Annotated in this window: 21 protein-coding genes; 13 read left to right on the top strand and 8 right to left on the bottom strand. The window is 72.6% G+C overall.

Annotated features, from left to right (window positions below):
* The first annotated feature begins 104 nt into the window (after positions 1-104).
* Both ACERM0_RS14765 and clpB read left to right on the top strand, forming a co-directional pair.
* On the top strand, positions 105-1,238 hold the full coding sequence (locus tag ACERM0_RS14765; protein ID WP_373679377.1) for a M14 family zinc carboxypeptidase: 1,134 nt from the start codon (positions 105-107) through the stop codon (positions 1,236-1,238).
* Positions 1,239-1,519: 281 nt separating this feature from the next.
* On the top strand, positions 1,520-4,120 hold the full coding sequence (clpB, locus tag ACERM0_RS14760) for an ATP-dependent chaperone ClpB (protein ID WP_373679376.1): 2,601 nt from the start codon (positions 1,520-1,522) through the stop codon (positions 4,118-4,120).
* Positions 4,121-4,339: 219 nt separating this feature from the next.
* Here the strand turns inward: clpB and ACERM0_RS14755 are convergent, their stop codons facing one another.
* Together ACERM0_RS14755 and ACERM0_RS14750 are read right to left on the bottom strand one after the other, a co-directional pair.
* Positions 4,340-4,921 carry a DUF2269 family protein gene (locus ACERM0_RS14755; protein ID WP_373679375.1) on the bottom strand — a complete coding sequence of 194 codons (582 nt, stop codon included), beginning with the start codon at positions 4,919-4,921 and terminating at the stop codon, positions 4,340-4,342.
* 127 nt (positions 4,922-5,048) lie between these two features.
* Positions 5,049-6,398: an NCS2 family permease gene (locus ACERM0_RS14750; RefSeq protein WP_373679374.1), complete on the bottom strand. Its 1,350-nt coding sequence runs from the start codon at positions 6,396-6,398 to the stop codon at positions 5,049-5,051.
* Between the two features lie 164 nt (positions 6,399-6,562).
* Between ACERM0_RS14750 and ACERM0_RS14745 the strand changes: the two genes are divergently transcribed.
* On the top strand, positions 6,563-8,494 hold the full coding sequence (locus tag ACERM0_RS14745; protein ID WP_373679373.1) for a glycerophosphodiester phosphodiesterase family protein: 1,932 nt from the start codon (positions 6,563-6,565) through the stop codon (positions 8,492-8,494).
* On the opposite strand, the gene ACERM0_RS14740 is transcribed toward ACERM0_RS14745, so the two are convergent.
* Both ACERM0_RS14740 and ACERM0_RS14735 read right to left on the bottom strand, forming a co-directional pair.
* Entirely contained in the window at positions 8,444-8,863 is a 420-nt protein-coding gene (locus ACERM0_RS14740) for a pyridoxamine 5'-phosphate oxidase family protein (protein WP_373679372.1), read from the bottom strand. The two genes, ACERM0_RS14745 and ACERM0_RS14740, sit on opposite strands and share 51 nt — an antisense overlap.
* A 53-nt stretch (positions 8,864-8,916) precedes the next feature.
* Positions 8,917-9,321 (bottom strand): nuclear transport factor 2 family protein, encoded by a 405-nt coding sequence (locus ACERM0_RS14735; protein ID WP_373679371.1) that lies wholly within the window; start codon positions 9,319-9,321, stop codon positions 8,917-8,919.
* 105 nt (positions 9,322-9,426) lie between these two features.
* On the opposite strand from ACERM0_RS14735, the gene ACERM0_RS14730 reads away from it, so the two are divergent.
* The 3 genes from ACERM0_RS14730 to ACERM0_RS14720 all read left to right on the top strand — a co-directional run bounded on the left by ACERM0_RS14730 (position 9,427) and on the right by ACERM0_RS14720 (position 10,913).
* Positions 9,427-9,687 (top strand): hypothetical protein, encoded by a 261-nt coding sequence (locus ACERM0_RS14730; RefSeq protein ID WP_373679370.1) that lies wholly within the window; start codon positions 9,427-9,429, stop codon positions 9,685-9,687.
* Between the two features lie 97 nt (positions 9,688-9,784).
* Positions 9,785-10,633: a 2-deoxy-5-keto-D-gluconate 6-phosphate aldolase domain-containing protein gene (locus ACERM0_RS14725; protein ID WP_373679369.1), complete on the top strand. Its 849-nt coding sequence runs from the start codon at positions 9,785-9,787 to the stop codon at positions 10,631-10,633.
* 76 nt (positions 10,634-10,709) lie between these two features.
* Complete coding sequence (locus ACERM0_RS14720) at positions 10,710-10,913, top strand: dodecin family protein (protein ID WP_373679368.1); 204 nt, start codon at positions 10,710-10,712, stop codon at positions 10,911-10,913.
* A gap of 36 nt (positions 10,914-10,949) precedes the next feature.
* Here ACERM0_RS14720 and ACERM0_RS14715 read toward each other — a convergent pair whose 3' ends face one another.
* On the bottom strand, positions 10,950-11,855 hold the full coding sequence (locus ACERM0_RS14715) for a MerR family transcriptional regulator (protein WP_373679367.1): 906 nt from the start codon (positions 11,853-11,855) through the stop codon (positions 10,950-10,952).
* 102 nt (positions 11,856-11,957) lie between these two features.
* Here ACERM0_RS14715 and ACERM0_RS14710 point away from each other — a divergent pair, with 102 nt between their 5' ends.
* The 3 genes from ACERM0_RS14710 to ACERM0_RS14700 all read left to right on the top strand — a co-directional run bounded on the left by ACERM0_RS14710 (position 11,958) and on the right by ACERM0_RS14700 (position 16,715).
* Positions 11,958-13,463 (top strand): aldehyde dehydrogenase family protein, encoded by a 1,506-nt coding sequence (locus tag ACERM0_RS14710; protein WP_373679366.1) that lies wholly within the window; start codon positions 11,958-11,960, stop codon positions 13,461-13,463.
* A gap of 93 nt (positions 13,464-13,556) precedes the next feature.
* Positions 13,557-14,741, top strand: coding sequence for an MFS transporter (locus tag ACERM0_RS14705; protein ID WP_373679365.1), 1,185 nt, complete (start codon positions 13,557-13,559; stop codon positions 14,739-14,741).
* A gap of 78 nt (positions 14,742-14,819) precedes the next feature.
* On the top strand, positions 14,820-16,715 hold the full coding sequence (locus tag ACERM0_RS14700; protein WP_373679364.1) for an EVE domain-containing protein: 1,896 nt from the start codon (positions 14,820-14,822) through the stop codon (positions 16,713-16,715).
* A 22-nt stretch (positions 16,716-16,737) separates the two neighbouring features.
* On the opposite strand, the gene ACERM0_RS14695 is transcribed toward ACERM0_RS14700, so the two are convergent.
* Positions 16,738-17,388 (bottom strand): response regulator, encoded by a 651-nt coding sequence (locus tag ACERM0_RS14695; protein ID WP_373679363.1) that lies wholly within the window; start codon positions 17,386-17,388, stop codon positions 16,738-16,740.
* A complete protein-coding gene (locus ACERM0_RS14690; protein WP_373679362.1) occupies positions 17,385-18,641 on the bottom strand; it encodes a PspC domain-containing protein in 1,257 nt (418 codons plus the stop codon). The genes ACERM0_RS14695 and ACERM0_RS14690 overlap by 4 nt, the downstream gene beginning before the upstream one ends.
* A 427-nt stretch (positions 18,642-19,068) precedes the next feature.
* On the opposite strand from ACERM0_RS14690, the gene ACERM0_RS14685 reads away from it, so the two are divergent.
* The 4 genes from ACERM0_RS14685 (at position 19,069) to ACERM0_RS14670 (ending at position 21,744) form a co-directional block, all read left to right on the top strand.
* Positions 19,069-20,586: a PspC domain-containing protein gene (locus ACERM0_RS14685; protein WP_373679361.1), complete on the top strand. Its 1,518-nt coding sequence runs from the start codon at positions 19,069-19,071 to the stop codon at positions 20,584-20,586.
* Entirely contained in the window at positions 20,586-20,840 is a 255-nt protein-coding gene (locus tag ACERM0_RS14680; protein ID WP_373679360.1) for a hypothetical protein, read from the top strand. Before ACERM0_RS14685 ends, ACERM0_RS14680 begins: the two co-directional genes overlap by 1 nt.
* A 233-nt stretch (positions 20,841-21,073) precedes the next feature.
* On the top strand, positions 21,074-21,352 hold the full coding sequence (locus tag ACERM0_RS14675) for an ArsR/SmtB family transcription factor (RefSeq protein WP_373679359.1): 279 nt from the start codon (positions 21,074-21,076) through the stop codon (positions 21,350-21,352).
* Between the two features lie 5 nt (positions 21,353-21,357).
* A complete protein-coding gene (locus ACERM0_RS14670) occupies positions 21,358-21,744 on the top strand; it encodes a VOC family protein (protein ID WP_373679652.1) in 387 nt (128 codons plus the stop codon).
* A 24-nt stretch (positions 21,745-21,768) separates the two neighbouring features.
* On the opposite strand, the gene ACERM0_RS14665 is transcribed toward ACERM0_RS14670, so the two are convergent.
* The gene (locus ACERM0_RS14665) at positions 21,769-23,286 is read right to left on the bottom strand and encodes a DASS family sodium-coupled anion symporter (RefSeq protein WP_373679651.1); all 1,518 of its coding nucleotides are present in this window, start codon (positions 23,284-23,286) and stop codon (positions 21,769-21,771) included.
* Positions 23,287-23,406 lie beyond the last annotated feature (120 nt).

The following is a 23,406-nucleotide window of genomic DNA, read 5'->3' as shown; positions in this document are numbered from 1 at the left end:
GCGCGCCCGGACCGCACGAGGTCTGGAACCGGCCCCCCGAACGGACTAGACCTCTCCCGTGTGCGCCGGTCCACCCCCGAGGACCGGCCCTGGGAGGGGAGCACATGACGAACACCACACGCCGTCGCCGCCTGACGGCGCTGCTCGGCGCCGCCTGCCTGGTGCTGGCGATCCCGTTGTCCGCGGCCGCCGATCCGGTGTCGAAGCCGGGCGGCCCATTCGTACCGCCGGCCGAAGGCGACCCGAACCGTGCCGCGATCCTGTCGGCCGACGACGTCGAGCGCGAGTTGCTGGCGTTGGAGCGCCGCAGCAAGGGCGCGATGCAGCTCGACGTGGTCGGACAGAGCGGCGAGGGCCGCCCGCTGTACATGGCCACGATCGGCACCGGTGACGAGCGGGTCTGGGTGCAGGGTCGCATCCACGGCAACGAGCCGTACGGCCCCGACGCGGCACTCGCGTTCCTGAAGACCCTGGTCGCCGGTGGCCAGCACGCCAGCCAGGTGCTGTCGGAGGTCACCTTCGCGGTCATCCCGATGTACAACCCGGACGGCTCCGAGGCCTACATCCGCCAGGACACGGTCCACCGGATCGACCTCAACCGCGACTGGGGCGTCGACCAGGACATCTTCGACCAGCTCAACGCCGTCCGGGTCCAGCGCGGCCAGAACCCGCTGCCGCAGTCGACGTTCGACAACTACACGCAGCTGCGGGCCGTCGAGTCACAGGCCTTCTGGTACGCGTTCGCCGAGTTCCGGCCCCACTACATGGTGGACATCCACCACCAGGGGACCTACTACGCCGGCGACACCGACGACATGACGACGTTCTCCGTCGGCATCTCGCTCGACGAGCTGATGCTGTCGTCGGACCAGTGGGACACCGTGCGCCGCATGGGCGTGCTCGCCGCCGACGCCGCCGGACGGCACGGTGCGGTCACCCCGACCCGCTACCCGTACATCAACATCCCCGAGGGCGTCGTGTCGGCCGCGATGCTGAACGGCCCGGGCCCGGAGGGTGAGTACGCGGACTGGACGCCGCGGGGAGCGATGTTCTTCGAGTCGCGCGGCGGCATCGGGCAGAAGAGCCGCGGCTACCTGGTCAAGCAGAACGTCGACGCGCTGTGGGCGATCGTCGACGCGGTCGCGGACGGCTCGATCGACACGGTCGACGCCGACCGTTGGGACGACATCCTGCCGCGCGGCGGCTTCCTGTCGAACCAGGCCAAGTTCGGCTACTGATGATCCACGCCGGTGACCATGCCCGGTGACCACGCCCTGCGGCCAACGCCGGGTGAGCCACACCGGGCGCTGAACACCGGGTGACCCACGCCGGAGATCGACGCCGGTGACCGTGCAGGACGCCACGTGCGTCCGCCGGTCACCGGCGTCGTGCGTTGCGCCACCCTGGCGCAGGTTGGTTGCACGTTGGTCCCGCATCCGGGCTGATGCGACCGCGGGTCCTTCCTACCTTTGCGGCGAGGAGTTCCCGTTCGGCTCACACGCACGGAAAGGGGGAGCAGGTGGACTTCGATCGACTGACCCACAAGTCCCAGGAGGCCCTGCAGCAGGCCGGTGGGATCGCGCGCGACCGCAAGCATCCCGAGGTCGGCTCGGCGCACCTGCTGCTCGCCCTGGTCTCGCAGGCCGAGGGCGTCGTGCTGCCGGTGGTGCAGAAGCTGGGCGTGACCCCGACGGCCCTGCGCAACCGCATCGGCGAGGTACTGGCCGCCATGCCGGCCGCGTACGGCTCCTCGGGCGAGGTCCGGCTCAGCAGCGGCCTGGCGCAGGCCCTGGAGCGCGCCACCGACGAGGCCGGCCAACTCGGCGACGACTACGTCTCCACCGAGCACCTGCTGCTCGCCCTGACCGACGGCGGCGACCGCACCGCGGCCGTGCTGCGGGAGTCCGGCGTCACCCGCGACGCCATCCTCGGCGTGCTCAAGGACGTCCGGGGTGCCCAGCGCGTCACGTCCAAGGACCCGGAGACCACCTACGAGGCGCTGGAGAAGTACGCCCGCGACCTCACCGCCCTGGCCCGCGACGGCAAGCTCGACCCGGTCATCGGCCGTGACGAGGAGATCCGGCGCACGATCCAGGTGCTCGTGCGCCGCACGAAGAACAACCCGGTCCTGATCGGCGAGCCGGGTGTCGGCAAGACCGCCATCGTCGAGGGCCTGGCCCGCCGCATCGTCGAGGGCGACGTCCCCACGCTGCTGCAGGACAAGCGGCTGGTCGAGCTCGACCTGTCCGCCATGATCGCCGGGTCCAAGTACCGCGGCGAGTTCGAGGAGCGCCTGAAGGCGGTACTGAAGGAGATCGAGTCCTCCGAGGGCCGCATCATCACCTTCATCGACGAACTGCACACGCTCGTCGGCGCCGGTGCCGCCGAAGGCGCGATGGACGCGGCCAACATGGTCAAGCCGCTGCTCGCCCGCGGCCAGCTGCGCATGATCGGCGCCACGACCCTGGCCGAGTACCGCTCGATCGAGAAGGACGCCGCGCTCGAGCGCCGCTTCCAGCCCATCCACGTCGCCGAGCCGTCGGTTCCGGACACGGTCGGGATCCTGCGCGGCCTCAAGGAGCGCTACGAGGTCCACCACGGGGTGCGCATCACCGACGACGCGATCGTCGCCGCCGCGGCGCTGTCGGACCGCTATCTGACCGACCGGTTCCTGCCGGACAAGGCCATCGACCTGCTCGACGAGGCGGCCGCGCGACTGCGCATCGCCATCGACTCGCTGCCGCCGGAGATCGACGAGGTCGACCGGCGCATGCGGCAGCTGGAGATCGAGCGGCACAGCCTGGCCAAGGAGGAGACGGAGTCCGCGCGGGCGCGGCTGGCCGACCTGGACGCCGAACTGGCCGACCTGCGCGAGCGCGACACCGCCATGCGGGCCCGCTGGCAGCAGGAGAAGGGCGCCATCGAGCAGCTCCAGGCCGCCAAGGAGGAGCTCGAGCGCGTCCGCGAGGAGGCCGCCGCCGCCGAGCGCGAGGGTGACTACGCCCGCGTGTCCGAGCTGCGCTACGCGCGCATGCCGGAGCTCGAGCGCCAGATCGCCGAGGCCCAGCACCAGATCGAGCAGCAGCGGGCCGCCGGCGACAGCCTGCTCGAGGAAGAGGTGACCGAGACCGAGATCGCCGAGGTCGTCGGGCGCTGGACCGGCATCCCGGTCGCCAAGCTGATCGAGTCCGAGGCCGCCAAGCTCGTCCACCTCGAGGACCAGCTCCACCAGCGGGTCGTCGGCCAGGACGAGGCCGTCGCGGCGGTCGCCAACGCGGTCCGTCGCAGCCGCTCCGGCATCGCCGACCCCGACCGGCCGCTGGGCAGCTTCCTGTTCCTCGGCCCGACCGGGGTCGGCAAGACCGAGCTCGCCCGCGCGCTCGCGGAGTTCCTGTTCGACGACGAGCGCGCCATGGTCCGCATCGACATGGGCGAGTACCAGGAGAAGCACACGGTCGCCCGGCTGATCGGTGCGCCCCCCGGCTACGTCGGCTACGACGAGGGCGGCCAGCTCACCGAGGCGGTCCGCCGCCGGCCTTACCGCGTGGTGCTGCTCGACGAGGTGGAGAAGGCCCACCCGGACGTGTTCAACGTGCTGCTGCAGGTGCTCGACGACGGCCGACTCACCGACGGGCAGGGCCGCACGGTCGACTTCCGCAACGTCGTGGTGATCATGACCTCCAACCTCGGCTCGCAGCACATCCTCGACCCGACGCTGTCGGACGAGGAGCTGCGCGAGCAGGTCATGGCGGAGGTCCGCACGCACTTCCGGCCGGAGTTCCTCAACCGCATCGACGAGACGGTGATCTTCTCCCGGCTCGCGCCGGACCAGCTGCGGGCGATCGTGGACATCCAGCTCGACCGGCTGCGTCGCCGCCTGGCCGAACGCGACCTGGAGCTGGAGGTCACCGACGCGGCCATGGGGTGGCTGGCCGAGCGCGGCTACGACCCGCTCTACGGCGCCCGGCCGGTCAAGCGGCTGCTGCGTCAGGCGGTCGAGGACGCCCTCGCCAAGGCGCTGCTCGACGGCCGGATCGTCGACGGCCAGCGGGTCCTCGTCGACCTCGGCGAGGACGGCGGGCTGCACGTCACCGGCCGCGAGCGGATCCCTGTCGCCTGATCGGCCCACGCGCGACACCCGAGCGACGCACGCTCCCCGGCCGCACGGCGTGGCACCGTCACGCGGCGGTGCGGGGGCGTGCATGCGGGGGCTTCGTGTCGTGGCCGGGTCGTCGATCCGGACGGTTCGCTCGTGCTGCTCGGCTTGGCCGAGGACGAACCGGCGCCCGTCACCCTGGACCTGACGCTGGAGCAGTGACCGCCGCGTCAGCCGGTGCGTTCAGGCAGCCGGCGCGGCCTCCGCGTCGGCGAGCGCCGCGGCGTCGTGGCGTCGCTCGCGGGCGGCGACCAGCCCGCCGACGGTGAGCCCGACAGCCGCGGCCGCCAGGGCCCCCACCGGGCCCGGCTTGTTCGTCATCAGGAACACGATCGTGACGTCGACGCCCAGCAGGACGCCATCCGCCACGGTGGCGCGCGGTTCGCGCCGCAGCCGATCGACGGCCGGCGTCACCGGCCCGGTGCCCGCCTCGTCAAGCGCCGCCAGCAGCCGCTTGATCGCCGGGTCGACCACCCCCATGGCGAGGACGCCGGCCAGCGCGAACAGGCCCAAGGACACCTCGAGCCAGCCGGAGCCCCACCAGCCGCCGCGGAAGGCGAGGAACAGGCCGCTGGCCAGCACGACCGCCGCGGCGGCGCCGCCGGTCGTGCTCACCGCCGCCTGGTGACGGGCGACCTGGCGCAGCGCGCCGACGTCGTCGGCGCGTCGCACCGACATCCCGAGCAGCGGGCCGAACAGCGACCCTCCCACGACGGCGATCGCCGCGACGACGTGGACGAACACGACGACGGAGTAGCCCGACACCGTCGGCCCCCTCGTTCCCCAGGTCCGCGACCCCCACGGCGCGGACGACCCGCGGAAGCATCCGGGGCGGGCCCCGCCGCGTCAAGCGTTTCCGCGCGGCGGGGGTCGGGAACGGTGGCGCGTCGGGCTACTCCACCAGCCACAGGAAGTAGGCGGCGAAGGTCACGAGCAGGACCCACATGATCGGGCTGACCTCGCGGGCGCGGCCCTTGAACAGCATCATCAGCGGGAACAGCAGCAGCCCCAGGGCGATGCCGGTGGCGATCGAGTAGGTCAGCGGCATCGCGACGACGGTCACGAACGCCGGGATCGCGTACTCGAGCCGGTCCCACTCGATCTGGCCCAGGCCGCGCGCCATCATGACGCCGACCAGGATCAGCGCCGCGGCCGTCACCTCACCACTGATGACCGACAGCAGCGGCGAGAAGAGCAGCGCCAGCAGGAAGAACCCGGCCGTCGCCACGGACGTGAGCCCCGTGCGGCCGCCGGCGCCGACGCCGGCGGACGACTCGATGTAGGACGTGGTCGTCGAGGTGCCGAGCATCGCGCCGCCCATCGTGGCGACCGAGTCGGACACCAGGGCCTTGTTGGCGTCGGGCAGGCGGCCCTGCTCGTCGAGCAGGCCGGCCTGGTTGCTGACCGCGATCAGCGTCCCGGCGGTGTCGAAGAAGTCCACGAACAGCATCGTGAACACCACCACCAGCATCTGGACGGTCAGGAGCTCGGGCAGCGCGCCGAACGCCTCGCCGAAGGTCGGGGCGAGGCTGGGGACCCGGCCGACGACGCCGCCGAGTTCGTTGATGCCGAAGATCACGCCGACCACGGCCGTGGCGACGATCCCGTAGAAGATCGCGCCGCGCAGGCCGCGCATCAGGAACAGGCACGTGACGACGATGCCGAAGATGGCCAGCAACGTGGTGGGCGCCCCGAGGTTGCCCAGGGTGACGGTGGTGGCCTCGTCGGCGACGACGATGCCGGCGTTCTTCAGCCCGATGAAGGCGATGAACAGCCCGATGCCGGCGCCGACGGCCAGCTTGAGCTGCAGCGGGATGGCGGTGATGACGGCCTCGCGCACCCCGGTCAGGGCGAGCACCAGGAACAGCAGGCCGGACACGAACGTGCCGGCCAGCGCCGTCTGCCACGGCACGCCGAGCCCCAGCACGACCGTGAACGCGAAGAACGCGTTCAGTCCCATGCCCGGCGCCTGCGCGATGGGGAAGTTCGCGTACAACCCCATGATGAGCGTGCCGATCGCGGCGGCGAGGCAGGTCGCCACGAAGACGGCGCCGGCGTCCATGCCGGTGGCGCTCAGGATGTCGGGGTTGACGAACACGATGTAGGCCATCGCGAGGAACGTCGTCAGGCCGGCGACGAGTTCCGTGCGCACGTCGGTGCCGTGCTCGCGCAACTTGAAGAAGCGGTCGAGTCTCGAGGTCACGTCGCTGCGACGCTCCTCGGTGCGGACGTCCTCGCTCACGGCGCTCTCTCCTGGGCCGAAGTCGCTCGAAGGCACGACGGCACGGACAGTGGCCGTCGGGACATGCGGCAGCCTAGAGGGCCCGGGTGCCGCAGCCGGACACCGACCCGCGGGGGCAGCCGGTGGGCGCACTAGGGTGCCCGCTCCGCGGGGAGGTCGCTGAGGTGGTCGCTGGGGCGCGCACACGGAGCCGACGCCGGCTGGTCGTCGTCGGGCTGCTGCTGTTGGCCGGCCTGCTGGCCGTGGCGCTCCAGCAGCCGCCGCAGGAACGCGTCGCCCACTTCGCCGCCCGCGACGTCAGCGTCATCGCCCACGCCGGCGCCCAGGGCCACGCCCCCAGCAACACCATCGAGGCGTTCGACCTCGCCCTCGAACAGGGTGCCGACACCCTGGAGATGGACCTGCAGATCACGGCCGACGGCGAGGTCGTGGTCATCCACGACGGGACCGTGGACCGCACCACGGGGGTGTCCGGCGACGTCGCTGGCCTGACGCTCGCGCAGCTGCAGGAGCTCGACGCCGGCTGGTACTTCGAGGACGCGGCCGGCAACCGTCCGTGGGCGGACCGCGGCGTGCGCATCCCGACGCTGCGCGAGGTGCTCGAGCGCTACCCCGACACCCACCTGATCGTCGAGCTCAAGACCGACGGCGACCTCGCCATCGTCGACCCGGTCGTCGCGCTGCTGCGCGAGTACGGCCGCGACGACGGCAGCGTCACCGTCGCCAGCTTCAGCACCGACTACCTCGCGCCGGTCCGCGAGCAGCTGCCCGACGTGCCCACCAACATGCCCGAGGGCGAGACGACCGGGTTCTACGTGCGGCAGCTCGTCGGCCTGCACCCGTGGTGGTCGCCGCCGGGCGAGCTGTTCCAGGTCCCCGAGGTGCACGACGGCCGGCGGGTCGTCACGCCCCGGTTCGTGCGCGCCGCCGAGCGCCTCGGCGTCGACGTGCAGGTGTGGACCGTAAACGACCCCGAGCAGATGCACCGGCTGCTCGACGCCGGCGTGCACGGGATCATGACCGATTATCCCGACGTGCTCGTCGACGTGCTGAACGACCGTGCCGCTGCCCAGGCGCGCGACCCCGGTGGGTACGGGACGCAGCTGCAGCGGGCGGTCGACCTGCAGGCCGGGCCCGAGTGGTGGACCACGCTGCTGCACGTGGTCACGTTCCTCGGTGACGAGGAGTTCTACCTGCTGGTATTCCCGTTGCTGTACTGGGCGGTGAGCCGGCGGCTCGGCGTCCGGCTGGGCGTGATGCTGCTGCTGACCGCCGGCATCAACTCGATCGGCAAGCTGGTCACGACCACGCCGCGGCCGGCGTTCCTCGACCCGACGCTGGAGCGCGTGCCGGAAGCGACGTTCGGGGTCCCGTCCGGGCACGCCCAGAACGGCGCCGCCGTGTGGGGGCTGCTCGCCGTGAGCCTGCGCCATCCGCTCGTGCGGGTCGCGCTGGTCGGGCTGATCGCCGCGATCGGCTGGTCCCGCATCCACCTCGGCGCGCACTTCCGCGAGGACGTCCTGGTCGGCTGGACGATCGGGGCACTGCTGCTCGTGGCGTTCTGGCTGCTCGAGCCGCGCGTGCGCCGCTGGGCCGCCACGCGCGGTCCGGTGGAGTGGGTGCTGGCGGGCCTGGTGGCGTCCTGGGCACTGATCCTGGTCGGCGTACTGCTGTCGGCCCGGTTGCGCGGCTTCGACCCGGGCTGGCCGGGACTCCTCGACCCGACCGAGGCCACCAGCGCCGCCGACGTCGTCACCGCCGCGGCCACGCTGGCCGGCCTGGTCGTCGGACTGGCCGTCCTGGTTCCGCGCGGCGGGTTCGACAGCGGCGGGACGCTGGGCCGCCGCGCGGCGCGCGTCGGCCTCGGGCTCGTCGGCGTGGTGGTGCTCTGGCAGGGGCTGGGCGCGGTGTTCCCGGCCGGCGGTGACGCGGTGGCCCTGCTGCTGCGCTACCTCCGCTACCTGCTCGTCGGCGCCTGGGTCGGCGGGCTGGCGCCGCTGCTGTTCCGCCGGCTGGGGCTGGCGGACCCGGCTCCGCAGGGCACCTCAGAGCTTGCGGAAGTCCCAGCTCGCGACCCCGACCGGGTCGAGTCGTAGCCAGGCGTGGTGGTCGGCCGGTGGCAGCGGCTCGTCCACGCCGAAATAACGCTGAGCGAACCCGCGGCGCACGTCGACCGGCACCTCGTCGTCCGCGACGAACGCGTAGGCGAGCCGGCCCGACACGCCGCGCAGTTCGCCGTAGTCGTGCCCGCCGTCCACGACGAATGCGCAGCGCGTGCCGGCCCGCAGCCGCGCCGTGCGCTTCGCGCGTTCCAGGTTCCACACCCAGAACGCGCCGGCGTGCCAGACGAACCAGACGGGGACGACGGCGGGCCAGCCGTCGTCGTCGACGGTGGCCAGGCGCAGCACGCGCTGCTCGGCGAGGAAGGCGCCGAGTTCGCCGTCGTCCATCGCCAGCCGTCCCACTCCGGCTCCTCCTCCGCTCGTCGCCGGCGCTTCCGGCCCGCGACCACGCGTCGTCACCCGCGCATCACCGCGGCGAACGCCGCCGTGTCGGTGAACTGGCGGAAGCCGCGGATCTTGCCACCCTCCACCCACCACAGGTGACAGAACTCGGCCTCGAGGCGACGACCGGTGGCCAGGTACGTGCCGCGGTAGGTCCCCGTGGCGGTGACGCGACCGTCGGCCGCGAAGACGTCGTCGACCTCTTCCGTGAAACCGTCCCACTCCTGCTCGAAGTGGACGACGACCCGGCGCAGCAGCTCGTCGGCGCCGGTCGTGTCCTGCCCCGCGGCGGGCACCGCCGACGCCGCCTGCCGCCACCGCAGGTCGTCGGCGAGGCAGTCGCGGATGGCGTCGTGGTCCCCGTCCTCGAACGCCTGGTACAGCGTGCGCACGAGATCGATGGCGGTGGCGTCGGGCAAGGTGGGCTCCCCTTCGGTGGATTCGGCAGCGTGCCGGACGTGGCGGTGTGTTGCCGGCGGTAGCCTGCCGGGCGACCACCTCCGCCTCCCAGCGAGCTTTCGACCGTGGCGAAGACCTCCGATCCCGAGCGCGATCCGTTCGCGCCGATCGACGCGTCCCCGCGCTTCGGCACGATCCTCGCCGTCATCGCCCTGGCCTGCGCGGTGCTCAGCGTCGTCAGCTACGCCGAGGTGCTGGCCGGGCCGCTGGGCATGGCGCTCGGGCTGATCGCCCACGTCAAGGGCAGCCGCCTCGGCATGCCGGCCGCGGTGGTCGCCGGCATCGCCATGGTGATCGGCATGTCGATCACGTTCTGGTTGCGCTGACCGCCGGTCTCCAGGCGCCGCCGTCCGTCCGTGCCGGGCGGCCCGGGCGACCACGCGGCGGTCACTACGCTCGGGTGCCCGGCGACGGAGGTGTGGCATGGAGCTCGGCTACGACCACGGGCTGTACGCGGTGCGGCTCGAGCACCGCGGCGCCGACGCGCTGGACGCCGACGCCGCACGGGTCGTGCTGACCGGCGTGCGCCAGGTCGCGGCGGCCGGCAGCGCCGCCGCGCCGGACGAGCTGGGGGTCCTGGTCGACGGCGACATGCTGCCGGACCTGGCCGCCGAGGTGACCGGCGAGCCGCTGCAGCTCGTGCTGCCGGTCAGCGACGAAGGTGGCGCCTTCCGGCTGGCGCCGGGTGACGACTTCGGCGCGTACGTCGACCGTTTCTCCCCGCGGATCGTCGAGGTGGAGCTGCGCTGGGGGCCGGACGTCGACCCCGAGGTGAAGAAGACCCAGGCCCTGGACCTGACCCGGCTGTCGGCGTGGTTGCACGAGACCGACCGCGCACTGCTGGTCGACATCGACGTCCCCGGCACGGACGACCTCGACGCCGGCGACGAGCGCACGCAGCATGTGCTGCGGGCCGCGCGCGAGGTCCGCGAGATCGGCGTCGAACCCGACCTGTGGGCCCTACCCGGCCCGCGCGACGTCGAGGAAGCGAACGCCGTCTCCGGGCTCGTGCGCGACGCCGGCCGTGACCACGTGCACGTCCTCGTCCGTGACGAGCCGGGCGGCGCTGCCGGTGACCCGCTGCGCAGTCTGCGCCACGCCGCGAGCGTCGGCGCCTACCGTGGTTTCGTGCTGGGGCCCTCCATCTGGTCGGATGTGCTCGCGCAGCGGCGCTCCGGCGCCCTCGACGACGACGCGGCCGCGACGGCGGTCGCCGAACGGCTGCGTCAGGCGATCGCGGCGATGCAGGGGGACGCCGTCACCGACGCCTGACCCCGCGCCCGCGCCCCCGCCGGGCGTCATTCCCACATTGCACGGCCAGAAACACGTGCGAGGAGGCTTGCTCGAGATGGCGGTCATCAAGACGATCGATCTGGTCGGCGTGTCGACCGAGTCCTGGCGCGACGCGGCGCACAAGGCACTCGAGGAGGCCACCAAGACGCTGCGCAACGTCGAAGGGTTCAACGTCCTGGAGACCTCCGCGGTGGTGGATGGCAACGAGATCAGCGAGTACCACACGCACGTGCGGATCAAGTTCCGCATCAGCCGCTGACGCGGGGCGCCCGCGCCGCCCGCGCCGACCGCGCGGCTAGATCGCGTCGTTGCGCGCCGACCGTGCCACCTCGAGGCTCGTGGGGATGTCCACGATCGAGCCCTGGTGGACGACGGCCCGGGGCAGGCGCGCCACGTCCGCGGCGACGAACCCGGAGCCGCCCAGCACGACACCGGCCCGCGGGAACGCGGGCCGGGTGGCGAGGAACGCCTCGGCCTGTTCCCGGAACATGGCCCCGACCAGCACGACGTCGGGCTGCAGGTCGGCGGCGCCGCGCTCCATGGCCGGCGTCGGGGTGCGCGCCCCGAGGTAGTGCACCCGCCAGCCGGCATCGACGGCGGCGACCGCGGCGGCCAGCAGGCCGAGATCGTGCTCCTCGCCCTCGGGCGCGGCGGCGAGCAGGCTGCGTCCGCCGGAGCGTGCCGTGGCGCGCAGCAGGCGTTGCAGCCGGGGTCGCAGCGTGTTGGTCGCGAAGTGCTCGCGGGCGATCACCCGCGGGTCGTCCTGCCAGCCGTCGCCGACCCGGCGCAGCACCGGCAGGATCACGTCGTCGAGCGCCCGCGGGATCTCCAGGCGGGCGAACACGTCGTCCACGACCGCGTCGGCGCCGGACGCGTCGAACGCATCGATGGCCGACTCCAGCCGCTCGACCAGCGCCATCGACGCCGACCCGAGCCCCGGGACCGGCCGCAACTGGGTGACGGTCGCGGGTTCGCGCAGCACCTCGCGGGCCGCGGCCGCCGCCGACCAGCCGTCCTCCAGCAGCCGCTGCATCGCCTTCACACGGTCGACGTCACGCTCGCTGTAGAGGCGGTGACCGCCCTCCGTGCGATCGGGTGAGAGCAGCCCGTAGCGCCGCTCCCACGCCCGTAGCGTGGGGACGGCGACACCGGTGCGGCGGGACACCTCACCGATGCGCAGGACGGCTCGGGGATCGGACACGAAGGCGCACGTCCTCGGGATCGTGGTTCCGGTTCGCCGGTTGTTCGGGACCGGACGGCGCTGCGGACGGGGTCGCAGGCTGGTCAGGCTACGGTGGTCACCATGGACGTCCAATCATTGGAAACGCTCGTCGCCGGACAGCCGCTGGTCTTCGGCGGTGACCGGGTGACCCACGTCAGCGCCGAACTCGCGGAGGCGTTCGCCCCGGGGGACGCCCTGGTGGTCCTCCAGGACACCGGCGAGATCCTGCACGTGCCGCGGGCCGACCGCCAGGCCGCCCGCGCCGCCGTCGACGCCGCCGTCCGGGCCTTCGGGGCCATGGGCGCCGTCGACGACGCGCAACTGGACGCCTTCTACACCGCGTTCGCCGACCACCTCGAGGACGACGAGCGGTTCGCCGCCATCGCCGCCGCCAACGAGGCCGACGTCGCCCGGGCCCGCGAGCGCGGCCGGTCCACCACCCGGCTGGTGCTGTCCGACCGCATGCGCGCCGACATGGTGGCCGGCCTGCGCAACTGGACCACGGTGCCCTCGCCGCGCGGCGAGGTGATGGACACCCGCGAGTACGAAGGCTGGACGCTCGAGCAGGTCAGCGACCGCCTGGGCGTCGTCGCGTTCGTCTTCGAAGGACGGCCGAACGTGTTCGCCGACGCCTGTGGGGTGCTTCGCGGCGGCAACACGGTCGTGTTCCGGATCGGTTCCGACGCGCTCGGCACCGCCCGGGCGATCGTCGAGCACGCCCTGGACCCGGCGCTCGAGGCCGCCGGGCTGCCCGCCGGCGCCGCGTCGCTGGTCGACGCACCCTCGCACGCGGCCGGCTGGGCCCTGTTCGCCGATCCGCGCCTCTCGCTGGCGGTCGCCCGCGGCTCCGGCGAGGCGGTGCGGCAGCTGTCCGCGGTCGCCCAGCAGGCCGGCAACGCCGTGTCCGCGCACGGCACTGGCGGCGCCTGGCTGGTGGCCACCGCCGCCGCCGACACCGGACGGTTCGCCGCCGCCGTGCACCGCTCGCTGGACCGCAAGGTCTGCAACACACTGAACGTGTGCTGCATCGTGCGCGAGCGCGCCGACGACCTCGTTCCGACCTTCCTCGACGCGCTCGACCGGGCCGCCGCCGACCGGGGCACCAACGCGAAGCTGCACGTGGTCGAGACGACCCGCGACCACGTCCCGGCCGAGCGGTTCGAGAAGGTCGTGCCCATCGCCCGTGCCGAGGGCGACGTCGAGGAAGCGCAGGCCGAGCCGCTGCTGGAGGCCCAGCTCGGGGTCGAGTGGGAGTGGGAGGACAGCCCCGAGCTCACCCTGGTCGTGGTGGACGACCTCGACCACGCGCTCGAGCTGTTCAACCGCTACAGCCCCCGATTCGTGCTGTCGGTGGTGTCCGAGGACGAGCACGACCGGCAGCGCGCCTGGCGGGTGGCGGAGGCGCCCTACGTCGGCACCGGCTTCACGCGGTGGGTCGACGGGCAGTACGCCCTGGGCACCCCCGAGCTGGGCCTGTCGAACTGGGAGCTCGGGCGCCTGTTCGGGCGCAGCGGCATCCTGTCCGGCGACGCGATCCGCACGGTCCGGTCCCGGGTGACGCAGCACGACCCGGACGTGCACCGCTAGGTGGGGCGGGCCCGGCGTCCGGTCGCCGCCGCGCGCGCCGCGGTCGGTGAACCCCGGACCCAGCGACGGCTGGCGGTCCTGGCCGGTCTCGCCGTGGTCTTGACCGCCCTGAACCTGCGTCCGGCCGTCACGAGCTTCGGGGCGCTGCTGCCCGACCTGCAGCGCGACATCGGGATGCCGGCCGCCCTGGCCGGGGTCATCACCACCCTCCCACCGATCTGCTTCGGCGTCTTCGGGTTGCTCGTCGGCCGGTGGGCGCGCCGGAGGGACACGGCGCTCGTGCTCACCGCCGCGATGCTGCTGACCTCGGCCGCGCTGCTCGCGCGCGTGCTCGTCGACCGGCCGGCGCTGGTGCTCCTGTGGACCGTGCCCGCACTGGCCGGCATGGGGGTCGGCAACGTGCTGCTGCCGGTCGCAGTGAAGCGGTGGTTCCCGCGGCACGTCGGTCGCGCCACCGGGCTGTACTCGATGGCGCTGGCGGTCGGCACCGCGCTGGCGGCGGCCGCATCCGTGCCGGTCGCCGAGGCGTTCGGCTCCTGGCGGGTCGGCCTGGGGGTGTGGGCGTTGCCCCCGCTGGCAGCGGTGCCGGTGTGGCTGTGGGTGCGCCGCCGCGGTGAGGAGTCCAAGCCGCTGGCGGACTACCGTCAGGCGGCACCGGCCACGCACGCGGCTGGTCACACCACGCGAGCGCCGTCACCGGCTCCCCGGGCGCCGGTCCACCGTCAGCGGCAGTCGTGGGCGCTGGCGGGCTACTTCGGGCTGCAGAGCCTGGGTGCCTACGTCGTCATGGGCTGGTTGCCGTCGATCTACCAGGACGCCGGCGTCGACGCGGCGACGGCCGGGCTGCTGCTGGCGCTCGTGACGTTGCTGGGCGCGCCGATCAGCATCGCGCTGCCGGAGTTGGCGGCCCGGCGCAGCGACCAGCGCGGCTACGTCGTCGGACTGGCCGTCCTCGCGGCCGCCGCCTACGTCGGCCTGCTCGTCGCGCCGGCGACGTTGCCGGGCCTGTGGGCCGTGCTCCTCGGCGTGGGCATGGGCGCCTTCCCGCTGGCGCTCGTGCTCATCGGCCTGCGGGCCCGCAGCGCCGAGGGCACCGCGCGCCTGTCCGCGCTCAGCCAGGGGGTCGGCTACCTCGTGGCCGCCGGCGGACCGCTCGCGATCGGCCTGCTGCACGACGCCACCGACTCGTGGACGCCGCCACTGCTGGTCCTGATCGCCCTGCTGGTCCCGCAACTGCTGTTCGGCCTGGTCGCCGCAAGCCCCGGCCACGTCGACTGACGACACCACCTCGACGCAACGTCGGCATGGCACCAGGAGTCGTTCTATGGTGGCCGATGTCGGCAGAGTGGGGTTGCCATGGCGCGTGCATGGATCTTCCAGGCCAACCCGGACCGATTCGACATCGACGGCGCCCTGGCCGTGCTGGACCGGATTCGATGGCGCGTCCCCCAGCATGCCGGTGCCGTCCGCGTTGGCGACTCAGGGCTCGTGTGGCGCTCCGGCCGTGAGGCGGGGATCGTCGCTGTCGCTTCCGTGGAGACCCCGCCGCAGGAGACGTCGCCACACCCGGACGAGCTGCCCTTCGACCGCAGCGAGGTCTCGGACGTCACGACCCATGTGACGCTTCGCGTGATGCCGTGCGCGTTCGTGCCGAAGGCCGTCGTCGCTTCGCTTCCGCAACTCGCCGACCACCAGATCATTACGGCGCCGATGGGAACCGTCTTCCCGCTCGACGAGAAGCAGTGGTCTGCCGTGCGCGACCACGTTCCTGAGCCACCACCTATCCAGACCTCGGCGCTGCCCAGCTGGCCCGCGCCGCTCTCCTGGCAGCAACGCGTATCGGTGGTCAGTGTCATCATGGCCGACGACGCCGCGTACCAGCAGGTTCTGGCTGAGATTCTCGGTTACGTCGACGCCACGCAACCCGCGCGCCAGGAGTTCGTCGACTGGCTGACTCCGCGGTACGGCGGGTCGCGGAACCGGGCGGCGAGCGTTGCGAACTTCTTGGCCAAGATGGGCCTGCTGTACCTGGACGCCGCCCGTGTCGGCTTGTCGCCCGAGGGGGCGCGGTGGCTACAGGAGCGCGACGCCGCCTTCTTGCTGGCGCTCTTCCACGCGCGACTGCGCTACGTCGGCGAACTCCTGGCCGCGCTCGACCGACCGAGGAGCCTCGAGGAACTCCGCCAGTATGCGAATGACGCGTACGCACTCAACTGGCGTAGGCGTGGTCAGATCACGCGGCGGCGGCAGTTCCTCGCCGGTCTCGGGGCGGTCGAGGTCGACGAGAGTGGGCGACTCGTCCGGACGCCTTTCGGCGAGGCCGTCCTCGGCCGGCTGACGCTCGCGCCGGCGCAGACCCACACGGCGTCCGTCGAGGCGCCGCCGCCGACGACGCCTCCCGCTCCGGTCAGGGCGTCCGACCGTGAATCGGGCGAGGCTCCGCTCAAGGGTGGTTCGGCGGTCGACCTGATCGAGCACCTGCGGTCGACGGCGCACGACTCCGCGAACCCCGCGGCGTTCGAACGGGCGGCGAGGGATGCGTTCGCTTTCCTCGGCTTCGACGCCGTCTGGCACGGCGGCGCCGGAAGGACCGACGTCTTGCTGACGGCGCCACTCGGGTCCCGTGACCAGTACCGGGTGGTCGTGGACACGAAGTCGACGGCCGGTGAAGCCGTGAGCGATCAGCAGATCGACTGGGTCACCATCGACGAGCACAAGACGCTCTACGAGGCCGACCATGCGTGCATCGTGGCTCCTGCTTTCCGCGGAGCCCGCTTGGCCGAGCGCGCCCGGGCGAACCGTGCGGTGGCGTTGCTCGATGTCACAACCCTGAGTGAGCTTTTGCAGCAGCACGAGGTGGCGCCCCTCGACCTCGCTGCGTATCGGGTCCTGTTCGAACCGGCGTTGGGTGCCGACGAGGTCTTCGAACGCGGCGAGGTGCTTCGAAGGGAGTTGCTGCTCGCGGCCGAGATCGTCCGCCAGGTGACCGACCTGGAAGGCAACGAAGGGATCGTCACGCCCGGTGACCTCTATTGGAACCTGGATGCCTTCGCGGATCAGTTCGCTGGTCAGCGGGCGGAACGCCAGGAGATCGAGGAGTTCGCCGCCGCACTTGCTCGATCTCCGCTCGCCCTCTTGCGTGCCGTCGACGGCGGCTTCACGTCGCTGGGTGCACGCGCCATCCAATATCGCCGACTTCGGCTGCTCGCCGAGCTGATCGAGACCGGGCGCCCGGAGACCGTGACAGAGTGAGGGGCATTCGCGGGCATTCGCCTCAGAGCAGGTCGCGGCCGGCGGCCCACGCGGTCAACTCGTGGCGGTTGGACAGCTGCAGCTTGCGCAGGACCGCGGAGACGTGGGTCTCGACGGTCTTGACGGAGATGAACAGCCGGCTCGCCACCTCCTTGTAGGTGTAGCCGCGCGCGATGTGGCGCAGCACCTCCTTCTCGCGGGTGGTGAGCTGGTCCAACTCGGGGTCCTCGCTGCTCACGCCGGCCGGCAGGTCACCGGCGAAGGCGTCCAGCACGAAGCCGGCCAGTCGCGGCGAGAACACGGCGTCGCCCTGGTGCACCCGGCCGATGGCGCTGACGAGGTCGTCGGGCGAGATCGTCTTGGTGACGTACCCGCGCGCGCCCGCGCGGATGACGGCGATCACGTCCTCGGCCGCGTCGGAGACCGAGAGGGCGAGGAAGCGCACGTCCGGCAGCGTCTCGTGGACGGCCTGGATGACGGCGCGCCCACCTCCGCCGGGCATGTGCACGTCGAGGAGCACCACATCGGGCTTGGTCTGGCGGATGCCCTGGATGGCGGTGTCGACGTCGCCGGCGTCACCGACGATGGTCACGTGCGGCCCGAGCTCGGCCCGGACGCCCGCCCGGAACAGGCGGTGGTCGTCGACGAGGAAGACGCGGATGGCGCGGGTCATGCCTGCTGCTCCGTCGAGTGGTGGTGGTTGCTGTTGCGGCTTCGCGGCACGCACAGCTCGATCTCCGTGCCCTCGCCCGGCGTGGACCAGACGCGCCCGTGGCCGCCGTGCCGGTCCAGGCGACCGATGATGGAGTCGCGCACGCCGCGCCGGTGCTCGGGCACGGTGGCCAGCTCGAAACCGTCGCCGCGGTCGCGGACGAACGCCGTGACCTGGTCGTCCTCCACCTCGACGTACACGGAGGCGGTCGCCACACCCGCATGCTTGGCCGCGTTCACGCACGCCTCGCGCATGGCGGCCAGCAGAGCGAGGACGCGGTCGTCGAGTGGCGCGTCGCCGACGACGACCACGTCTATCTGCAGGTCGTGGACGGCCTCGACCTCCTCGACGACCTGTTCGGCGGCGGCCTGGAGGCTGGTCTGCTGGTGGAGGCTGTCGCGCTGGCCGTAGAGCCAGCTCCGCAGCTCGCGTTCCTGACGGCGGGCGAGGGCCACCATGCGGCGCGGCTGGTCGGCGCTGCGCTGGATGAGCGCCAGGGTCTGCAGCACGGAGTCGTGCAGGTGGGCGGCCAGCTCGGCGCGCTCCTCCTGGCGGATGCGCTCGCGCCGCTCGAGCCCGAGCTGGTCCACGAGTCCCCACAGCCACGGCCCGAACAGCAGCGCCAGTCCACCGAGTGCCGCGACGACCGCGAACCCGAGGTCGCGCAGGGCACCCAATCCGTCCTGCGCCGCGAGGAAGCCCGCCACGGCCCCCGCCACCAGCAACGTGCCGATGAGCAGGCGGACCGGTGAGGCGGGGCCCGAGGTGGCGGTCGCGAGCGCGTGTCCGCCCGGGATCCTGGCCGTGACCCTCGACCAGCGGGTGCGGTCGGCCTCGTCGCCACGGGTCCACACGATCGCCGAGCCGATCGCGGCCAGGGCCACCGGGAACACCAGGGAGTCGCCGAACCACAGGCCGAGCTCGCGCAGCAGGAAGAGCACGCCGAGGGTGATCAGCCCCAGTGCCGCGGCCTGCTGCAGCGATGCCGGGCGGCGCCCCTCGACGGGCGTCGCCGAGCCGATCGAGGTGAACGCCCACAGCACGCCGTAGAGCAGGACACCGGCGCCGCCGGCCAGGCTGAGCACGACGAAGACGATGCGGATGAGGACGGGGTCGACACCCAGCCGCGCGCCGAGACCCGCCGCCACCCCGCCGATGATGCGCCCGCGCCCCAGCGCACCGGCGCGGCGATCGGCTTCCGCGGAAGCGCTCACCCCCGGGTGCCCCACGGCACGCCGCGCGTCGGGTGGTGGGCCGGGCGGCGCGACGGGGGAGCCCGTCGGTGCGACGCCGGGCGCGCCGACCTCGCCGCGCACCCTGGGCGGTGGCGGCGGCAGGTCGGGCCCGGCACCAGCGGGGGGCGGTGCCGGACGGGCGATGGGCCGGTCGTCGATCGGGAACGTCTCCGGTGGGCGGAGCACTGGGAAGTGGTGGCGGACCCGCGTGTGGAGCGGTGCCGCGTCAAGGGTCGCACATGCGGGCGCGCGCCCGCTCGGGGGCCGGCCCCCGGCGATTCCGGACCCGCGTCAGGGTCGGCCCAGGGGAGTTCCGGATGGTCGCGCCACGAGCTTCGGCGCAGTATGGGACCAGCATCAGCGCCCGTCGGCCCTCCGTTGGGCCCCCGACCTCTCGAGTGCTCCCGTGTCCTCCTCCACTCCTCCTCCCGGTGGGCCGGTCGCGCCGCCGCGCCCGCCCCTGCGGCGCCGCCGTGACGGCAAGCTGCTGGCCGGCGTGCTGGCCGGCGTCGCCGACCACCTCGGCATCGACGTCGCCGTCGCCCGGATCCTGTTCGTCGTCCTGACGCTGTTCTCCCAGGGAATCCTGATCGTGGCCTACGTGCTCGGTTGGGTGCTCATCCCCGAGGAGTCCGACGCGGAGGCCGCCGCGCCGCGGCCACCGCGACGCGAGGACATCGGCGGGCGCGATCCGCTGTTCTGGATCGGCATCGCGACGCTGATCATCGGGGCCCTGTGGCTGCTCGACGGGCCCTTCCCCGGACGGGGACCGTTCCCCTTCGTCGCCGACCGCGGGGTCCTGGTGCCCCTGGTGCTGATCGCCTTCGGCATCGCGTTGTGGCGGGCGGCAGACCGCTCGCCCAACCGCCCGGCGGCCATGCCACCCGGCCGGCCGAGCGCACCGCCTGCCGGCGGGCAGCCACCGTTCGGTGGCACCTCGCCCGGCGGCGGCCAGCCACCCGCCTTCGCCCCTGCCTCGCCGCCCGTGCCCGCGTCCGACCCACGCTCGTTCGCCTCCCGACCGGAGACCTCCATGTCCAGTGACGACGCCCGCACGGACACCGTGCGCATCGACCGTCCCACCGACGGCCCCGGCGACACCCGCCGCATCGAGCCGCCGCCGGCCTGGGAACCGCCTCCACCGGGCGTCCCGCCGCGTGCGCCCGGCGAAGGCGGCGGCGACGGCCGCGACTGGACGCCGCCACCGGTGCCCGAGTCCCGCGGGATCCTCACCCGGATCACGCTGGGCGCCGCCCTGCTGACCGTCGGCGTGCTGTGGCTGCTCAACGTCGCGGACGCCACCGCGCTGCGCCCCGGCCAGATCGTCTCCGCAGCGCTGCTGGTGGTCGGTGTCGGCCTGCTCGTCGGCAGCGTGGTGGGCCGCGGCCGTGGTCTGATCGGGGCGGGACTCCTGCTGCTGCCGGTCGTCCTGGTGCTGCAGTTGCTGCGTCCCTTTCCCGTCGACGCCTTCACCTCCGGTGGACAGCCCGCGGGGCAGCGCTTCGAGACGCCGGCCGTCGAGGCCGAGGTCCGCGACACCTACACGCTCGGGGCCGGTGAACTGCGCATCGACCTCAGTGAGGTGCAGTTCACCGACGACCGCGACGTCACCGTGCAGACCGGTTTCGGTGACGTGACGGTCTACGTGCCCGAGGACGTCACCGTCGAGGTGCATGCGCAGAGCGGTGCCGGGCAGATGACCCTGCTCGGTCAGCGCACCGACGGCGTCGGCCTCGACCGCACCGTGGTCGACGAGGTGCCGGGCAGCGACGTGCGCCTGACGTTGGACGTCCAGGTCGGCTTCGGCCAGATCCGCGTCGAGCGGGACGGGCGAGACAGCGACCCCGCACCCGAGTTCGAGGGTGGCGCCGCCACCGACGAGAACGCCGCACCCGAGGACGACGTCCTGGAACTGGAGCCGTGATGGAGACCCACCGTTTCGACCTGCTGTCCTTCGTCTTCGGCGCCCTGTTCGCCGCGGTCGGCGTGCTCGGCCTGACCGAGGTGGCCCTGATCACCCTCGCCGACCTGCGCTGGATCGGACCGGCCGTCCTGGTGCTGCTCGGCCTGGCGCTGGTCGTGTCGGCCGCACGCCGCGACTCCCGCGACGGCGCCGACGACCTCGGTCGCGACGAATCGACCGTGCCGGCCGACGACCCCGACGACGTCCGCCCCTGACGCCGACGCACGACCCGCACGCCGACTCCCGCTTTGCCCGGGGTCGCACCTCGGACCAGCCTCGACGCCCACCCTGATCCGCCCCCGGCGCCCACGCCGCGCGGGCACCGCCGAACCGGCGGATCCGCCGTCCTCTCCCCGGCGGATCCGTCGGTTCGTGTCGTTCGGGCGCAGCGCGCCGGGGCCGAAGTAGCTGGTTGACAGGCAAGTACAGACTTGCGTATTGTCGGGGCATGGACGATGCCCTGTTCAAGGCGATCGCCGACCCGACCCGGCGAGCGATCCTGGACGAACTGCACGCCAAGGACGGCCAGACGCTGTTCGAACTGTGCAAGCGGTTGATCACCCGACACGGCATCGAGTCATCCCGCCAGGCGATCTCGCAGCACCTCGCGGTGCTCGAGGAGGCCGGACTCGTCACGACGCGACGTGACGGCCGCTACAAGTTCCACGACCTCGACCTCACGCCGATGCGGATGATCCTCGAGCGGTGGCCGATTCCGAAGGAGTGACGATGATCCGCATCAACCTGACCAGCGTGCTCGTCGACGACCAGGACAAGGCGCTGAGCTTCTACACCGACGTGCTCGGCTTCGAGAAGAAGACTGAGATCCCACTGGGCGAGCACCGGTGGCTGACGGTGGTGTCGCCGGCCGATCCCGACGGAGTGGAACTGGTCCTCGAACCGGACGCCCACCCGGCGGCGGCACCGTTCAAGCAGGCGCTCGTCGAGGACGGCATCCCCTACACCTCGTTCGCCGTGGAGGACGTGCAGGCGGAGTACGAACGCCTGCGTGACCACGGGGTGCGGTTCACCCAGGAACCGTTGGACATGGGCGGCATCACCACGGCCGTCCTCGACGACACCTGCGGCAACCTCATCCAGCTCGCCAGCCCCAGCTGATAATCAGCTCCTGTCGCCCGCGGTTCAGCCGGTGCCGAACACGGGGCCGGCCAGGGTCAGCGTCACGATGGTGATCAGCAGCACGCCGATGACGTTGAGCACGACGCCGGCCCGTGCCATCTGTGCCACGGTGACGTGGCCGGAGCCGAACACGATCGCGTTGGGCGGCGTGGCGACGGGCAGGGCGAACGCACACGTCGCCGCCAGCGCGGCCGGCACCGCCAGCGCCACCGGGTCGAGCCCCAGCACCGCGGCCGAGCCGCCGATGATCGGCACGAGGGCAGCGGCCGTGGCGGTGTTGGACGTCATCTCCGTCAGCAGGATCACCGACGCGACGACAGCGGCGATCAGCACCCACACCGGCACGTTCGACAACGCCTGCAGCTGCTGGCCGACGAACTCGTCCACGCCGTTCTCCGACACGGCCGCGGCCAGCGACAGCCCACCACCGAACAACAGCAGCACGCCCCACGGCAGCTCGCGTGCCGCGGTCCAGTCGAGCACGAACGTGCCGTGCTCGCGGTCGACCGGGATCAGGAACAGGATGATGGCGGCGGCGATGCCGATCATCGCGTCGTCGAGGTTGGCCAGGAAGGTGTCGGCCCACACGTCGCCGAGCAGCGAGTTCAGGATCCACGCCAGCGCCGTGGCGGCGAAGACGACGGCGACCCGCTTCTCGCCGGGGGAGATCGGCCCGAGCTCGTCGAGCTCCGACTGGATCAGCTCGCGGCCGCCGGGCACGTCGTCGATCTCCGGCGGGTACAGGAAGCGGGTCAGCACGATCCACGTGATGACCAGGAACACCGCCGACAGTGGCAGCGCGAAGAGCATCCACTGCCCGAACCCGATGGAGACGCCCTGCTCCTGACGCAGGTAGCCGATGAGGAACGCGTTCGGCGGGGTACCGATGATGGTGCTGAGCGAGCCGATCGAGGCCGCGTAGGCGATGCCGAGCATCAGCGCCGTCGCGATGTTCGGCGCGCCCTCGCCGGTCAGCGGCTCGCCCTCGCCGTCACCCGGGATCGACGAGACCCGCTTCGCGACCAGCCCCAGCACCGACACGCCGATCGGCAGCATCATCACGGCGGTCGCGGTGTTGGACACCCACATGGACAGGAACGCGGTCGCCAGCATGAAACCGGCGATCATCTGTCTCGACTTCGTCCCGACCGCCCGGACCGTCAGCAGCGCGATACGGCGGTGCAGGCCCCAACGCTGCATGGCGATGGCGATCACGAACCCGCCGAGGAACAGGAAGATCAGGTCGTTGGCGTACGGCGCGAGGGTCGCGTCCAGATCCAACGCCCCGGTCAGCGGCATGAGGACCACCGGCACCAGCGCGGTGACGGCCAGCGGCAGTGCCTCGGTGACCCACCAGACGGCCATCAGCACCGCCACCGCCGTCGTGGCGCGCCCGCCCGGCGTCAGACCGCCGTCGCCGGTCGGCAGCAGGAAGTACGTGGCGAGCGCCGCCACGGGGCCGGCCCAGCGGCCGATGACGGCCCGCCGGGTGATCCGACGTGGCTCGGTGAGCTCGCCCAGTTCGGGGACGTCGAGGAGTTCCTCGGGGTCGACGGGGCCGGTGGACCGCGCCCGCCCCGACTCCCGGTCGCTGGGGTCCGAGGGCAGGTCGGTGCGGGAACTGGCGCGGGACTCGTCGTC

The organism is Egicoccus sp. AB-alg2 (genome assembly GCF_041821065.1).
Classification (GTDB): domain Bacteria; phylum Actinomycetota; class Nitriliruptoria; order Nitriliruptorales; family Nitriliruptoraceae; genus Egicoccus.
The sequence above is the reverse complement of the archived record's forward strand: the minus strand, read 5'-3'. Positions and strand labels throughout refer to the sequence as shown.

Coding starts and splice junctions, on each gene's coding strand:
- ACERM0_RS14765 (WP_373679377.1), top strand. CDS start 105: ATGACGAACACCACACGCCGTCGCCGCCTGACGGCGCTGCTCGGCGCC.
- ACERM0_RS14725 (WP_373679369.1), top strand. CDS start 9,785: ATGGAGCTCGGCTACGACCACGGGCTGTACGCGGTGCGGCTCGAGCAC.
- ACERM0_RS14720 (WP_373679368.1), top strand. CDS start 10,710: ATGGCGGTCATCAAGACGATCGATCTGGTCGGCGTGTCGACCGAGTCC.
- ACERM0_RS14710 (WP_373679366.1), top strand. CDS start 11,958: ATGGACGTCCAATCATTGGAAACGCTCGTCGCCGGACAGCCGCTGGTC.
- ACERM0_RS14700 (WP_373679364.1), top strand. CDS start 14,820: ATGGCGCGTGCATGGATCTTCCAGGCCAACCCGGACCGATTCGACATC.
- ACERM0_RS14695 (WP_373679363.1), bottom strand. CDS start 17,388: ATGACCCGCGCCATCCGCGTCTTCCTCGTCGACGACCACCGCCTGTTC.
- ACERM0_RS14680 (WP_373679360.1), top strand. CDS start 20,586: ATGGAGACCCACCGTTTCGACCTGCTGTCCTTCGTCTTCGGCGCCCTG.
- ACERM0_RS14675 (WP_373679359.1), top strand. CDS start 21,074: ATGGACGATGCCCTGTTCAAGGCGATCGCCGACCCGACCCGGCGAGCG.